The 15,159-nt window shown below is 61.8% G+C and carries 14 protein-coding genes; 5 read left to right on the top strand and 9 right to left on the bottom strand.

Annotated elements, in window-relative coordinates:
- Positions 1-4 precede the first annotated feature (4 nt).
- From BS630_RS29150 to pepT, 4 genes are all read left to right on the top strand, one after another.
- Positions 5-835 (top strand): carbohydrate ABC transporter permease, encoded by an 831-nt coding sequence (locus BS630_RS29150; protein WP_025397445.1) that lies wholly within the window; start codon positions 5-7, stop codon positions 833-835.
- Between the two features lie 4 nt (positions 836-839).
- The gene (locus BS630_RS29145; protein ID WP_077980164.1) at positions 840-1,898 is read left to right on the top strand and encodes an ABC transporter ATP-binding protein; all 1,059 of its coding nucleotides are present in this window, start codon (positions 840-842) and stop codon (positions 1,896-1,898) included.
- A 70-nt stretch (positions 1,899-1,968) separates the two neighbouring features.
- A complete protein-coding gene (locus BS630_RS29140) occupies positions 1,969-2,721 on the top strand; it encodes a metallophosphoesterase (RefSeq protein ID WP_077980163.1) in 753 nt (250 codons plus the stop codon).
- Between the two features lie 105 nt (positions 2,722-2,826).
- A complete protein-coding gene (gene pepT, locus BS630_RS29135) occupies positions 2,827-4,059 on the top strand; it encodes a peptidase T (protein ID WP_077980162.1) in 1,233 nt (410 codons plus the stop codon).
- 99 nt (positions 4,060-4,158) lie between these two features.
- On the opposite strand, the gene BS630_RS29130 is transcribed toward pepT, so the two are convergent.
- The 5 genes from BS630_RS29130 to BS630_RS29110 all read right to left on the bottom strand — a co-directional run bounded on the left by BS630_RS29130 (position 4,159) and on the right by BS630_RS29110 (position 9,052).
- Positions 4,159-4,995 (bottom strand): cell wall hydrolase, encoded by an 837-nt coding sequence (locus BS630_RS29130; RefSeq protein ID WP_077980161.1) that lies wholly within the window; start codon positions 4,993-4,995, stop codon positions 4,159-4,161.
- 252 nt (positions 4,996-5,247) lie between these two features.
- Positions 5,248-6,288, bottom strand: coding sequence for a sulfate/molybdate ABC transporter ATP-binding protein (locus BS630_RS29125; RefSeq protein ID WP_077980160.1), 1,041 nt, complete (start codon positions 6,286-6,288; stop codon positions 5,248-5,250).
- Between the two features lie 10 nt (positions 6,289-6,298).
- Positions 6,299-7,171, bottom strand: a complete 873-nt coding sequence (gene cysW / locus BS630_RS29120) for a sulfate ABC transporter permease subunit CysW (RefSeq protein WP_020052642.1) — start codon at positions 7,169-7,171, stop codon at positions 6,299-6,301.
- Complete coding sequence (gene cysT / locus BS630_RS29115) at positions 7,161-8,018, bottom strand: sulfate ABC transporter permease subunit CysT (RefSeq protein ID WP_077980159.1); 858 nt, start codon at positions 8,016-8,018, stop codon at positions 7,161-7,163. Before cysT ends, cysW begins: the two co-directional genes overlap by 11 nt.
- Positions 8,019-8,026: 8 nt before the next feature.
- Positions 8,027-9,052: a sulfate ABC transporter substrate-binding protein gene (locus BS630_RS29110; protein ID WP_077980158.1), complete on the bottom strand. Its 1,026-nt coding sequence runs from the start codon at positions 9,050-9,052 to the stop codon at positions 8,027-8,029.
- Between the two features lie 360 nt (positions 9,053-9,412).
- Here BS630_RS29110 and BS630_RS29105 point away from each other — a divergent pair, with 360 nt between their 5' ends.
- Entirely contained in the window at positions 9,413-10,429 is a 1,017-nt protein-coding gene (locus BS630_RS29105) for a porin (RefSeq protein ID WP_077980157.1), read from the top strand.
- 84 nt (positions 10,430-10,513) lie between these two features.
- On the opposite strand, the gene BS630_RS29100 is transcribed toward BS630_RS29105, so the two are convergent.
- The 4 genes from BS630_RS29100 to kdpC form a co-directional block, all read right to left on the bottom strand.
- Positions 10,514-10,969: a PTS sugar transporter subunit IIA gene (locus tag BS630_RS29100; RefSeq protein WP_077980156.1), complete on the bottom strand. Its 456-nt coding sequence runs from the start codon at positions 10,967-10,969 to the stop codon at positions 10,514-10,516.
- A gap of 41 nt (positions 10,970-11,010) precedes the next feature.
- Positions 11,011-11,703: a response regulator transcription factor gene (locus BS630_RS29095; RefSeq protein WP_077980155.1), complete on the bottom strand. Its 693-nt coding sequence runs from the start codon at positions 11,701-11,703 to the stop codon at positions 11,011-11,013.
- Positions 11,700-14,408 carry a sensor histidine kinase gene (locus BS630_RS29090; RefSeq protein ID WP_077980154.1) on the bottom strand — a complete coding sequence of 903 codons (2,709 nt, stop codon included), beginning with the start codon at positions 14,406-14,408 and terminating at the stop codon, positions 11,700-11,702. Before BS630_RS29090 ends, BS630_RS29095 begins: the two co-directional genes overlap by 4 nt.
- Before the next feature lie 81 nt (positions 14,409-14,489).
- Positions 14,490-15,059 (bottom strand): potassium-transporting ATPase subunit KdpC, encoded by a 570-nt coding sequence (kdpC, locus tag BS630_RS29085; protein ID WP_028741792.1) that lies wholly within the window; start codon positions 15,057-15,059, stop codon positions 14,490-14,492.
- Positions 15,060-15,159 lie beyond the last annotated feature (100 nt).

Raw genomic sequence — 15,159 nt, 5'->3', positions numbered from 1 at the left:
GATCATGAGACGATCCGTCATTCCGACCATCGCACACCGCCTGGCGATCCTCTGCTACATCGCCTTTTCGCTCTTTCCACTGTTCTGGCTGCTCAAGGTCTCGGTAACGCCGAACGACCTGCTCTATAGCGAGGGCGTTCGCATGTGGCCGTCGCGCACGACATGGGATCACTATGCCTTCGTGCTGCGCCACAGCGCCTTTCCGACCTTTTTCAAGAACAGCCTGATCGTCTCGGCCTCGACGGCCGTCACCGTGACCATCTGCGCTTCGCTGTCCGGCTACGCATTGTCGCGCTTCAATTTCCGGGTAAAATACTGGATCGTCGCCCTGATGCTGCTGACCCAAATGTTTCCGCTGGTGATGCTGGTGGCGCCGATCTTCAAGATTCTGTCGCCGCTGCATCTGACCAACAGTCTGACCGGGCTCGTCATCGTCTACACCGCCTTCAACGTGCCTTTCGCCACCTTCCTGATGCAGTCCTTCTTCGACGGCATTCCGAGGGATCTCGAAGAGGCGGCGAAGATCGACGGGGCGACGCAGTTCACGGCGTTTCGCCAGATCATCCTGCCGCTGACGCTGCCGGGGATCGCCGCCACACTCGGTTTCGTCTTCACTGCCGCCTGGAGCGAGCTGCTCTTCGCGCTGATGCTGATCAACGGCAATGACGCGGCGACCTTCCCGGTCGGACTTCTCACCTTCGTTTCGAAATTCTCGGTGGATTTCGGGCAGATGATGGCGGCGGGCGTCATGGCGCTCATTCCGGCCGGCCTCTTCTTCCTCCTCATCCAGCGCTATCTCGTCCAGGGCCTGACGGCCGGCGCGGTCAAGGGTTAAACAAATGGCATCGATCGATATCCGGAATATCCACAAAGCCTATGGCCATGTGCAGGTGCTGCATGGCGTCAACCTGGAAATCCAGGACGGCGAATTCGTCGTGCTCGTCGGTCCGTCCGGCTGCGGCAAGTCCACGCTGCTGCGGATGATCGCCGGGCTGGAGGAGGTCACCGGGGGTGAGATCCGCATCGCCGGCAATAGGGTCAACGAGCTGCATCCGAGGGATCGCGACATCGCCATGGTGTTCCAGTCCTACGCGCTCTATCCGCATATGAATGTCGCCGGCAATATGAGCTACAGCCTCAGGCTGCGGAAGGTGGCGAAGGAGAAGATTGCAGGCGCGGTGGCCGCGGCTGCCGCCAAGCTTGGCCTCGATCCGCTGCTCGAACGCAGGCCGAAGGCGCTTTCCGGCGGCCAGCGCCAGCGCGTCGCCATGGGCCGCGCCATCGTGCGCCAGCCAAAAGCCTTCCTGTTCGACGAACCGCTGTCGAACCTCGATGCGCGCCTGCGCGAACAGATGCGCGCCGAAATCAAGAAACTGCATGGCGACCTGAAGGCGACCTCAATCTACGTGACCCACGACCAGATCGAGGCAATGACGCTGGCGGACCGGATCGTCGCCATGCATGGTGGGGTGGTCCAGCAGGTTGGCAGTCCCCTGGAACTCTACGACCGCCCCGCCAATCTTTTTGTTGCTGGCTTCATCGGCTCGCCGGGGATGAATTTCCTCGAGGCCACCTATGATGCCGGCGGCGTGAAGCTGAAGGACGGCACGATCGTGCCGCTTGCAAAGCCTCTGCCGCTTTCAGATGGCGCAAAGGTGACGCTCGGCATCCGGCCGGAGCATGTGCTGATGAGTGACGGTGGGGCGGGGCTTGCCGCGGATGTGGAACTCGTCGAGCCCACGGGTTTCGGCATCATCTTGCATCTTGCCCTGCATGGTCTGCCGTTCAAGATCTTCACGCTGAACCGCGACGCGCTGAAGGCGGGGCCGAAGGTCAATGTGGCCTTCCCCGCCCAATATCTGCACGTGTTCGATGTCGAGGGAAAACGCGTCGATTGAGCCGCTGGGCTGGTGGCTCGTTGCTATCGGTTTTGGCATAGTGTCTCCGGCAGGGGCGGGGAGGCAGAACATGCTTGTTGCGCAGATATCCGATATCCATGCGAGGCCGGACCTTTCGTCGCTCCAGACGCTGGAGCGAGCGATAGGCTGGCTGAGAACGTTCCGCCCTGATGCACTTGTTGTCACCGGAGATCTGGTGGACGACGGATGGCGGCGAGGCTATCGCCTGGTCGCCGAAAGCCTGCGGTCGCTGGACTGCCCTGTCCACCTGTTGCCGGGCAACGGTGACGATCTGCAATTGATGCGTTCCGAACTGGCCGCCGTCGGCACGTGGATCAATGCGACGGGACCGATGCATTTCCGGACAGCCGTCGATGGGCTGACCCTCTTCGGTGTCGATGTGACCGTCGCCGGTCAGAGCTACGGCGACGTCCTGCCGCATCTGCCATGGCTGATGAACGCGCTTGCGGACGTGACGACGCCCTCGCTTCTCTTCATGCATCAGCCGCCATTGAGGATCGGCATCGAGGTGCTGGACCGGGTCGGATGCAGAAACGGCAGTGCGCTTCTCAGCACCCTGGATGCGGTGAACAGGCCGCCGCTGGCGATTCTTTGCGGCCATGTTCACCGACCCGCATTTGGCCGGCTGGGATCGATCCCTGTCCAGACCTGCGGCTCCCTCTGCCCGCCCAATCCGCTTCTGCTGGAAGGCCGTGCCGATCTTCCGGTGATCGACGCTCCGTCCTTCCTCGTGCATGAGGTCAGCGACGGAGGGCTTGTTTCTCATGTGGTATCGGTTCTGGCATCCGATGGCAGCGCATGAAATGGATTGACTGGGGAAACCCTCACGTGCGGCGGGTGGAAAAATCTTTTGCCCCATCGCCCAGGAGGGCTATATCGTCCGTGTGATCTTGCTGGACTGGATGCCATGACCGACACTGTTCTCGACCGCTTTCTCCGTTATGTCGTTATCGACACGCAATCCGACCCTGCCTCGTCGACGCAGCCGACCACCGGCAAGCAGAAGGATCTCGGCCGGGTTCTGGTCGATGAACTGCTGAAGATCGGTCTTGCCGACGCGCATCTCGATGAACACGGCTATGTCTATGCGACCATTCCGGCCAATAGCGACAAGACGGTACCGGTCATCTGTTTCTGCTCGCACATGGATACGGCACCCGATTTCAGCGGCACCGATGTCAAGCCGCAAATCATCGGGAATTATGCCGGCGGGGATATTAGGCTTGCCGGCGATCCGAGCCGGGTGATCCGCGTCAGCGAGCACCCTGAGCTGAAAAACCAGATCGGCAACGACATTATCACGACCGATGGAACGACATTGCTCGGCGCCGACGACAAGGCGGGACTGGCGGAGATCATGACCGCCGCCCAGTTCCTCGTCGACAATCCCGAGATCAGGCATGGGACGATCAAGATCCTGTTCACGCCGGACGAGGAGGTCGGGCGCGGCGTCAACAAGGTGGATCTAGCGAAACTCGGAGCCGACTTCGCCTATACGATGGACGGCGAGACGGCCGGCCATATCGAGGATGAGACCTTCTCGGCCGACGGCGTCGAGATCAGCATATCAGGTGTGGCGATCCATCCCGGTTTTGCCAAGGACCGCATGGAAAACGCCATCAAGATCGCCGGCGCCATCATCGACCGGCTGCCGAGGGATCTTGCGCCGGAGACCACTGAAGGCAGGCAGGGTTTCATCCATCCCACCGGCGTGACCGGCTCGATGGAGAAGGCGTCGCTGAGCCTCATCATACGTGACTTCACCGACAAGGGGCTGACGGAAAAGGAAACGACGCTCGAAGCTATCGTCAAGGACGTGATGGCTGCCTATCCCGGCTCGACCTATCGTTTTGAGGTGAAGGAGCAGTATCGCAATATGAAGGTGGTGCTCGATCGTCACCCGGAGATCGTCGAGAACGCGATCGAGGCGGTGCGCCGGGCCGGCATGACGCCGGTGCGCGGCAGCATCCGCGGCGGCACGGATGGCTCGCGTCTCTCCTTCATGGGGTTGCCGTGCCCGAATATTTTCGCCGGCGGCCATGCATTCCATTCGCCGCTCGAATGGGTCAGCCGCCAGGATATGGAAAAGGCCGTCAAAACGATCGTGGAATTGGTGAGGGTCTGGGAAGAGCGCGCCTAAAGCAATTCCAGCAAAAGTGCGCAGCGGTTTTACGTCCGGAATTGCGCAGAAACAAAAACGCGCTTGCATCTAACTCATATACCGGAAGCGGCGGTTGGTTTAACCGCCGTTCGCCGGAAGGCTTTCACGCAGCATCACGCTGTCATAGGCGGGGCGGGGAATAGGGATCGCAATGGGCATTCCCGGCTCGGGCTCAACCGATGTTACCGGCGATGTTTCCGGCGCGGTCACCGGCGCTGTGATCCGCATCTGCGCCGTGCTCGCGGTGGCCATGGGGTCCGGAGCCGGCAGAGGAACGGGAACCGCCGAGGGTATCAGCGCTTCGAATTGCGGCGGCAGCATGCTTTCGCCGGGCACATAGTTCATCGCCACCTCGTAGGAGGGCAGCGGCGGCGGCGTTTGAAGCGTGCCGTTGGAGTCGCGCTTCTCGTAGAAAGCGTTGCCGCCGGCAACCGTCACATAGTGCATGTTGTCGTAGGGGAATTTCAGCCCATTGGTGTGGAAGAACATCGCATCCTTCACAGCGGGATGGCGGGCGCCCTTGACGAGGATCGCATCGGCCGCGCTCGCAAGCTCGGTTTTCGCCTGCGGCTTGACTTCGCGCGTCATCACGCCGGGCGCGAACTGCCTTTTCTGAGCCACGACGCCACAGATGGAAGGGGGATAGGCACCAGAGGTGAGCCTGTTCATGACAACGGTCCCGACAGCCATGTAGCCGTCCTCGTCCGAATGCTGCGATTCGAAATACATCGCGCGCTGCAGGCAGTCGCGATCCTTGGCCGTATAATTGAACGTGACTTTTGCCGGTTGACCCTGCTTCGTCTTGGTGTTCGCCGCCGTCGCCGCCGGTTTCGATGTCGTCGTGCAGCTTGCAGCTGCCAGTCCTACGAACAAAATCCCGATCAGGGATTTTCCAAAGGAAATCTCCGCCCTCAACGCCAGGTGCCTCCTATGGGATTAGTTCAGCCCTTTTTGATTAAGTGAAAACGTTTTACTCGTCATATGACTGAAATACAAACAACCTTAGATCACAAAAAGCTTAAGGGACTCTCGCCGAAAACGATTCCGGCGACGAGGCACTGCACTGGAATCGAGCAAACGAAAAAATCATGCAGAATTTCAAAGCGTTAGGGTCCCTTTGCGGCTCTCGATAAGACGCGCGGCGCAGTCGACCGCCGCCCATGTCCATCAACTGCGGAACAGTTTCCAGCGGGTCGGCTTGAAAGCCACCCGGTTGCGGTCGAGCCTGTCGGCCTCGCTCGGCGGCAATTCGATCTCGATATGCGGTCGATCGTTGCCGATATTGAGTTCGATATGGCGGGTGCCGGCCACGCGGCGGCTGGAAACCGGCTGGCCGGCGATACAGTTTTCAGCTGATTCGCAGAGCCTGACGTCATGCGGGCGGAAGTAGAGCTGCGCCGTGCCATCCGGCTCGCCTTCGGCATTGAGGCCGAGCGAGCGGCCTTCGAAGCGAATGTCGCTGTCTGATATCTCGACCTCAAGGCAGTTCGACTGGCCGATGAAGCCGAACACGAAGGGAGAATTCGGATTGTCGTAGACCTGGTCCGGCGTGCCGACCTGTTCGATCGCGCCCTGACTCATGACGACGACGCGGTCGGCAAGCTCCAGCGCCTCATCCTGGTCGTGGGTGACGAAGACTGTGGTGTGTCCGGTGCGGTCGTGAATATCGCGCAGCCACTTGCGCAGGTCCTTGCGCACCTGGGCGTCGAGCGCGCCGAAGGGTTCGTCAAGCAGCAGCACGTTCGGCTCGACGGCCATGGCGCGGGCGAGCGCGACACGCTGGCGCTGGCCGCCGGAAAGCTGGGCCGGGTAGCGTTTTTCCAGACCGGAAAGCTGGACGAGGTCGAGCAGTTCCAGCGCCCGCCTGCGGATATCGGCCTTTGGCGGCCGCCGCGCACTGTTTCTGACCTTCAGGCCGAAGGAGACATTTTCGAGCACCGTCATGTAGCGGAACAGAGCATAGTGCTGGAAGACGAAGCCGATATTGCGCTGCTGCACTGACTTCTTCGAGGCATCCTCGTCACCGAAGAAGATCAGCCCCTCCGTCGGGCTTTCGAGGCCGGCAATCAGCCGCAGCAATGTCGTCTTGCCGGAGCCCGAAGGACCGAGCAGTGCGATCAGCTCGCCGGAGCGAATGTCGAGCGAGACATCGTGCAGCGCCGGAAAACGATCGAATTCCTTGCGAATGTTTTGAACGCGTACTTCCATTCCAAATCCTTCAGTGCCGCCGGCTGGCGGCGATTTCGGCGCTATAGCGCATTTCCAGCAGCGTCTTCAAAACAAGAGTTACGAGCGCGAGCAAGGCCAAAAGCGTGGCGACCGCAAAAGCGCCGGTGAAATTATACTCGTTATAGAGAATTTCCACCTGCAGCGGCATGGTGTTCGTCTGGCCGCGAATGTGGCCTGATACCACAGAAACTGCGCCAAATTCGCCCATGGCGCGGGCGTTGCAGAGCAGTACCCCGTAAAGCAGGCCCCATTTGATATTCGGCAACGTCACGTGCCAGAAGGTCTGCCAACCACTGGCGCCGAGCGAAAGGGCTGCCTCCTCGTCGGCCGTTCCCTGTTCCTGCATCAGCGGGATCAACTCGCGGGCGACGAAGGGGAAGGTGACGAACATGGTGGCGAGGATCAGCCCCGGCACGGCGAACAGGATCTTGATGTCGTGAGCGCTGAACCACTGGCCGAGCCAGGTATTGGCGCCGAACAGCAAAACGAAGACCAGGCCCGATATGACGGGTGAGACCGAGAAGGGCAGGTCGATCAGCGTCGTCAGGAAGGCCTTGCCCTTGAACTCGAACTTGGCGATCGCCCAGGCGGCGGCAACCCCGAAGACGAGGTTGAGCGGTACGCTGACGCCCGCAACGATCAGCGTCAGGCGGATAGCCGAGAAGGTTTCGGCGTCTGCGAGCGCCTCGAAGAACGGCCCGGCTCCCTTGCGAAAGGCTTCCACGAAGACGGCTGCGAGCGGCAGAAGCAGGATCAGCAGCAGGAAGACGAGCGAAAGGATGATGAGGCTGTAGCGCGCGATCCTGTTTTCGGTCGTTACCGACCGCAGCTTTGCCGGTTGAGCGGTCGCATCAAGCGCCATAGCCGTACCTCCGCCTGCTCCAGCTCTGGATGAGATTGATGACGAGCAGCATCGCGAACGAGATGATCAGCATGATCGCCGCAATGCCGGTCGCTGCGGCGTAATTATACTCTTCGAGCTTGATGATGATCAGCAGCGGTGCGATCTCCGATTTGAACGGCAGGTTGCCGGCGATGAAAATGACCGAGCCGTATTCGCCGACGCCGCGGGCGAAGGCGAGCGCAAAGCCAGTGAGCACGGCGGGCGCCAGCCCCGGCAGCAGCACGCGGAAAATCGTCTGAAAGCGATTGGCGCCGAGCGTTGCTGCAGCTTCCTCCACTTCCTTGTCGATCTCCTCCATGACCGGCTGCACGGTGCGCACGACGAAGGGCAGGCCGACGAAGATCAGGGCCACGACGATGCCGGCAGGCGTGAAGGCGATCTTGATGCCGAGCGGCGTCAGGAACTGGCCGATCCAGCCGTTCGGCGCGTAGAGCGTCGTCAGTGCGATGCCGGCAACGGCGGTCGGCAGCGCGAAGGGCAGGTCGACCATGGCATCGATGATGCGCTTGCCGGGGAAGCGGTAACGCACCAGCACCCAGGCGAGGATGATGCCGAAGACGGCATTGACGATCGCGGCGATGAAGGCGCTGCCGAAGCTGATACGCAGCGCGTTCAGCGTGCGCGGATCGAGCGCGATCGACCAGAATTTCTCCCAGCCGAGTGCGCTCGACCGGACCGCAAGGCCCGAGAGCGGGATGAGGATCAGAAGGGTGAGCCAGGTCAAGGTAAGGCCGAGCGCCATTCCGAAACCCGGAATGACGCTCGGCCGTTTGAACCGCCACCGCGTGGGGCTATGTACTTTCATGAAGTCTATTATTGGGCCGGCTTGTAGATTTGGTCAAATACGCCGCCGTCGCCGAAGAATTTCGGCTGCGCGCTCTTCCAGCCGCCGAAGTCGTCAATGGTCGCGAGCGTCAGCTTCGGGAAACGGGCGATGTCAGCCGGATCGGCGGCTTCCGGCTTGGTCGGCCGATAGTAGTGCTTGGCAGCAATCTTCTGGCCTTCGTCCGAATAGAGATAGTTGAGATAGGCTTCGGCGACCTTGCGCGTACCCTTCTTGTCGACATTGCCGTCAACGATGGCGACCGGCGGGTCAGCGCGGATGGAGAAGGTCGGCGTCACGATCTCGAACTGGTCGGGACCGAGTTCCTCGAGCGAAAGATAGGCTTCGTTTTCCCAGGCAAGCAGCACGTCGCCGAGGCCGCGCTGGACAAAGGTGGTCGTGGCGCCGCGAGCACCGGTGTCGAGAACCGGAACATGCTGCAGCAGTTTCGCAACGTATTCCTGCGCCTTGGCTTCGTCGCCGCCATTCGCCTGCTTGGCCCATGCCCAGGCGGCCAGGAAGTTCCAGCGAGCGCCGCCCGATGTCTTCGGGTTCGGGGTGATAACCTGCACGTCGTCCTTGACCAGGTCGCCCCAATCCCTGATGCCCTTCGGGTTGCCCTTGCGGACGAGGAAGACGATCGTCGACGTATAGGGCGTCGAATTGTTGGGGAATTTGGTCTTCCAGTCGGCCGGGATCTTGCCGGTCGCCTTGGCGATGGCATCGATATCGCCTTCGAGGGCAAGCGTCACGACGTCAGCGTCGAGACCGTCGATGACGGAGCGGGCCTGGGCGCCGGAACCGCCATGCGATGCCTGGATCGTCACGGTTTCACCACTGTCCTTTTGCCACTTGGCGGCAAAGGCGGCATTGAAATCCTTGTACAATTCGCGGGTCGGATCGTAGGAAACGTTGAGAAGCGTCTGATCCGCGAATGCCGGAGCGATGCTCCCGATCGCGAAGCTGCCTGCCAGGACCGCGGCTGCGATCAGCCGGGTGAGCCGTTGTGTCTGCATGGGAACCCTCCTGTTTTCTTTCCTAACTCTATCAAGTCAGTCGTATAATGAAACGAAGGTTCTTCCGGTTCCGGCCGGGGTGTTAGAATGCCATTCCATTTAAGAAGCAATTTGGAAATGGACGTGCCGAAGTTGGCCGCGGCCAATCGGTCGCCGCCGCGGCCCTGCCGCAAGGTCGTGTTTTTTTGGCCACAGTTCCTCCACGAAAGCGACATGGTGATACAGATTTTTGCCAGGATTTTGCCGCGATGACACTTGCGGATTCCTATATGGCTCCCGTGCGGCCGTATTCGCCGACCGCTACGCGGGGGCACCCCTTGAAGTGCGCCTCGCATTCCAAACCTGTTAGGGCCATTCAAAATGAATATCAGAACTATCCTTTTTGCCTCCGTTGCCGCCCTTGCCGCGGCCTCCGGAGCCCGCGCAGCCGACGCCATCGTGGCGGCGGAACCCGAGCCTGTGGAATATGTTCGCGTTTGCGACGCCTACGGAACCGGCTATTTTTATATTCCGGGAACGGAAACATGCCTTTCGATCGGCGGTTACATCCGTACCGAAGTGCGCTTCGGTGAGCAGATATCCGGCGATTCCGACGTAAACTTCTGGACTCGTGGTCAGGTCACCTTCCAGACCAAGAACGACACCGAGTACGGTACGCTGACCGGCGTCATCACGCTGCGTTACAATGTCGACAATGCCTCCGATCAGGAAGCTTTGCTTGATGAAGGCTATCTCGACATTGCCGGTTTCCGCGCCGGTAAGCTGTACAGCTGGTGGGATGACGACATGAGCGGCGAGACCGATACGCTCGCCAGCAACGAGACCACCCACAACTCGATCCGTTATCAGTACGAGAATGGCGCTTTCGCGGCCGGCATTTCGGTCGACGAACTCGAAGACGACTACGCCACCAAGCCGGGCGAAGGCCCGAACAACTTTGGTGTCGCAGGCCAGGTCTCCTACAAGGCCGGCGCCATCAGCGCTTACCTGCTTGCCGGTTATGACACCGACACCAGCGAAGTTGCTGTCCGCGGTATCGTCTATGCCGACATCGGCCCGGGCACGCTAGGTATTGCCGGCGTATGGGCAAGCGGCGCCAACTACTACTACGAAGAGTCCGAATGGACGATCGCAGCAGAATATGCCTTGAAGGTCAACGACAAGTGGTCGGTCACCCCGGGCTTCCAGTACTTCGAGAACATCGCTCTCGAGGCTGACGGCAACGGCTTCACCGGCGGCAGCGCCTACACGACCGGTGTCACCATCGACTACCAGATCGTCGAAGACCTGCGTTCGAAGCTCAGCGTGCAATATCACGATGAGGACGAAGGCGACGACGAAGTGTTCGGCTTCTTGCGCTTCCAGCGCGATTTCTAAGATAGTCTGATTGCAGACGAGCGGGCGCGGCCTTCGGGCCGCGCCTTTTTTATGATGCCGAGAAGTGTGAGTGGTTTTGCGGCGTCATACCCGTGAATCGGCGATGAAATCGGAATAGAATTCGTCGACCGTTCTTGCCTTGCGCATGGCGGCAAGCACGCCGTCTGATTGCAGCTGCCTGGCGATGGCGGAAAGCACGTTCAGATATTCGCCGCGATTGTTTTCTCCAAAGAGCAGCACGAAGGCGATGTCGGTCGGGATATCGTCGATCGCCTCGAAATCCAGCGGCTGGGCAAAGCGAAGGAGCAGGCCGCGCGGGCTGGTCATGCCATCGATCGCCGCATGCGGGATGGCGATGCCGTTGCCGATCCCCGTCGAGCCGAGCTTCTCACGCGCTTCGAGCGCCTTCAGGATGGTCTGGCCGTCGACGGAGAAAGCCTTGGCGGCCTTTTCGGCTACGGTCTGCAGCGCGCGCCATTTGGTCTGCGCCGACACGCCGATGAAGGTGTGTTCCGGCCGGATGATGTTCAGAAGGTTCATGTCATTCTCGATACTGTTCGGGCAGCGGGAGGGAAGGGATGTCAATCCGGTTCCCTGAGCCGGTAGCCGACGCCGGTCTCCGTAGTGATATAGTGCGGCTGGTCCGGAATCTGCTCGATCTTTTGCCGCAGTTGCCGGACATAGACGCGCAGATACTGCACGTCAGCCGCCGGCCCCCATATCTGCTTTAGAAGAAACTGGTGTGTCAGCACCTTGCCGGCATGCTGGGCGAGGACGCGCAGGATGTCGTATTCCTTCGGCGACAATTTTATTTCGTTACCGTCCACCTTGACGATGCGCTTGACGAGATCGATCGACAGCCCGCCGGTCTGGAAGATCGCCTTTTCTCCCTGCTGCTGCAGGCGGTGGCGCAGCGCCACACGGATGCGGGCGCCGAGTTCGTTGATGCCGAAGGGCTTGGTGACGTAATCGTCGGCGCCGCTTTCCAGCGCCTTGACGATGCCGGCCTCGTCGGTGCGGCTGGAGAGAATGACGACGGGCATGGAGAGCCCTTCGTCGCGCCACTCCTGCAGCAGGTCGTAGCCTGATTTGTCGGGCAGACCGAGGTCGAGCACGATGAGGTCGGGCATGTCGGCGGCGACCGACTGACGGGCGGCGCTGGCGTTCGGCGCCTCCTGCACCTCGTAGCCCTGCGCGGTCAGGCCGACGCGAAGCAGCTTGCGGATCGGAGGCTCGTCGTCGACGACGAGGACTTTGACGGCTGAACCGGTCATCTGAGTTCATCCAGTTTCGGAATGTCGGTGGGTTTCGGCAGGCGGATGGTGAAGACGGCGCCCGGACGGCCAGTCCGGTTGCCGGCGGTGATCGTGCCGCCCATCGCCTCGATGAAGCCGCGGCAGATGGAAAGGCCAAGCCCGGTGCCGGCGCGCACCTGATCGCCCTTGCGCACGCGGTAGAAAGTGTCGAAGACGCGGGTGAGATCGGCCGGCGGGATGCCCGGACCTTCGTCCGAAATCTGCACGACGACGTTGTCGGCATCGGCCCAGCCGCCGATATGGATCACCGATCCCTCGGGCGCGTATTTTGCGGCATTGTCGAGCAGGTTGAAGATCACCTGCTCGAACAGGACAGGATCGACGCGCACCATCGGCAGGTCGGCAGGAATGCTCATCTCGGTCTTGTGGTGATCGAGGATCTTTGCGGCACGGAGCAGCGCGCTGCCGACGATGTCTCCGGCATAATGCAGCGCGTGGTTCGGCTCCATCGCGCCGGATTCGATCTTGGTCATGTCGAGCAGGTTGGCGATGAAGCGGTTGAGGCGTTCGGATTCGTCGACGACGGTCGACAGCAGGTCGCCGCGGTCCTCCTCCGGCATCGAGGCGAAATAGTCGCGCAGCGTGCCGGCGGCGCCGAGGATGGCGGCCAGCGGGGTCTTCAGGTCATGCGAAATCGATGTCAGCAGGGCCGAGCGCAACCGGTCCGCTTCGGCCGCAAGTCTTGCCCGGTCGACATCGGCGACGAGCTGGATGCGTTCGATGGCAAGGGCGGCCTGGTCGGCCAGCGCATCCAGCAGCCGCTGTTGCTCTGGCGTCAGCAGTGGTCCGTCGCGGCGGTCGCTGTCGAGGCCGATGACGCCGACGGCGGTGCGCCCGGTTCGGAGCGGCACATAGAGGCGTTTGGCGCCGGGCAGGGTATCGGCGCCGCGGCCGGCGGCATGATTGTGCTCCCAGGCCCAGCGGGCGGCGGCGATATCGGCGTCGTCCAGCGTGTCATCAGGGGGATAACCGGCTTTGACGGCAATGCTACCCTCTTCCGGCAGCAGCAGCACGACGCGGACCTTCAGCATCGAGGCGAGCTGGAAGGCCGTCGCCCAGAGCACGTCGTCGAGCGTGCCGGTGCCGGCGAGCTTTTTCGAGAAGAGATAGAGGTCTTCAGTCGTGCGCGCCCGCTGGCGGGCGGCGGCCGCCTGGCGCTGTACGGTTGCGGTCAGGTTGCTGGCGATGATGGCGACGCCCAGGAAGAAGAAGAGGGCGAGCACACTTTCCGGATCGCTGATCGTCAGCGTGTAGCGTGGCGGCAGGAAGAAGAAGTTGAAAGACAGTGCGCTGAGGATGCAGCTGTAAAGGGCCGGCCGCAGGCCGTGGAGGACGGCGGAGGTCAGCACCGCCATCAGGAAGACGAGGGCGAGGTTGCGCACGTCGAGCACTTGGTCGAGCACGACGCTGACGCCGAGCGCGATGGCGACATAACCGGTTGCCAGCAGGTAGGCCCTGAAATCCAGCTCAGGCGCAACCGCCGCAGCCCTGACGCCACGCGCGGTGGTGCCGTCCTTCTCGTTGCCTGAAATGACATGGACGCTGATCTCGCCGGTCTTGCGGATCAGCTCGTCGGTGATCGAGCGGCTCCACCAGTCGCGCCAAGTCGGTTTCTTCGGGGCGCCAATGACGATGTGGGTGACGTTGTTGGCGGTGGCGTGGCGGACGAGCTCTTCGGCCACTTCGCGGCCGGGAAGGGTGATCGCCTCGCCGCCGAGCTGCTCGGCAAGGCGCAGTGTGGCGGCCACCGTATCGCGCTCGGCTTCGGTGAGATTGATCGAGCGGTTGGTCTCGATATAGACGGCAGCCCAGGGCGCGCGCAGCCGCGAGGCCATGCGGGCGGCATAACGCACCAGCGAAGCGGAGCGCGGATGGTGGTCGACCGAGACGAGAACGCGTTCGCCCGCCGCCCAGGGGCCTGATATGGCATGGGCCTGCATATGCGTGAGCAACTGGTCGTCGACGCGCTGGGCGGTCTTGCGCAGCGCAAGTTCTCTGAGCGCCGTCAGATTGCCTGGCGTGAAATAATTGGCCAGGGCCCGCTCGGCAGTGCGCGGCATGTAGACCTTGCCGTCATGCAGGCGCTTGATCAGATCATCCGGCGTCAGGTCGATGATCTCGACGTCGTCGGCAAGGTCGATGATCGAGTCCGGCACCGTCTCGCGCACGCGGATGCGGGTGATCTGCGAGACGACGTCGTTCAGGCTCTCGACGTGCTGGATGTTCAGCGTCGTATAGACGTCGATGCCGCGATCGAGCAATTCCTTGACGTCGAGGTAGCGCTTCGGATGGCGGCTGCCCTCGGCATTGGTATGGGCGAGTTCGTCGACCAGCACGAGATCCGGCCGGCGGGCGAGGATGCCGTCGAGGTCCATTTCCTCGAGCGGCCGGCCCTTGTAGCTGATTTCGACGCGAGGGATGATCTCGAAGCCGGCGACGAGCGCTTCGGTCTCCTTACGGCCATGGGTCTCGACGACGCCGATGACGACATCGAGACCGTCGGCGATCTTGGCGCGGCCGGAGACGAGCATCTCATAGGTCTTGCCGACGCCGGGGGCCGCTCCGAGAAAGATCTTCAGACGGCCGCGCGTCTCAGCCCGGGCTTTTTCGAGAAGCGCATCGGGCGAGGGCCTGCCGGCCTGGTCGCGATTGTCGTCTGGCATGTGGTTTGGTCTTTCTGCAGAGCGCTGCCCGGGTGGCGCTACCGCGGATAGGAAGGAACGGGTGCGCCCAGCCTGGCAGGGTCACTGAGTCATAGAAGCATCAAGGGTCTGGTTCAACGCCAGAACATTGACTGTAGGTTCGCCCAGAATGCCGAGTTCGCGGGCTTGAACGGCGCCGTCGACCAGTGCCTTGACCTTGGCTTCATCCATGCTGCGTGCCTTGGCAACGCGCGGTACCTGGAAATAGGCCGCTTCCGGCGAGATATCGGGATCGAGGCCGCTGCCCGAAGCCGTGACGAGGTCGGCGGGGACATCGGCCGTCGGGTTCGCCGCCTTGGCTGCCTCGTAGTCACCCTTGACGCGATCGATCAGCTTCTGGCTGGTCGGGCCGAGGTTAGAGCCGCTGGAGGCAGCCGCATTGTAGCCGTCGCCGGCGGCCGAGGGGCGGCCGTGGAAATACTTGTCGCTGGTGAAGGCCTGGCCGATCAGCGTCGAGCCGATCACCTGGCCGTTCTTCTCGATCAGGCTGCCGTTCGCCTGGGTCGGGAAGAGGGCCTGGGCAGCACCCGTCATGGCGAGCGGATAGAGAAGGCCGGTGATGGCGGTGGTGGCGACGATCATGACGATTGCCGGACGAAGTTCTTTCAACATTATCTTACTCCTTGGAGTGTTCTTTTGCGAAGAGCTCCGGTTCCGATCCTCTCGGAACTGGGATGGCTCCAGGCCTTAGAGCGCCGTGCGTCCTTTCGGA

Source organism: Rhizobium laguerreae, from assembly GCF_002008165.1.
Lineage (GTDB): Bacteria > Pseudomonadota > Alphaproteobacteria > Rhizobiales > Rhizobiaceae > Rhizobium > Rhizobium laguerreae.
This window is presented reverse-complemented; position numbering and strand designations above follow the sequence as displayed.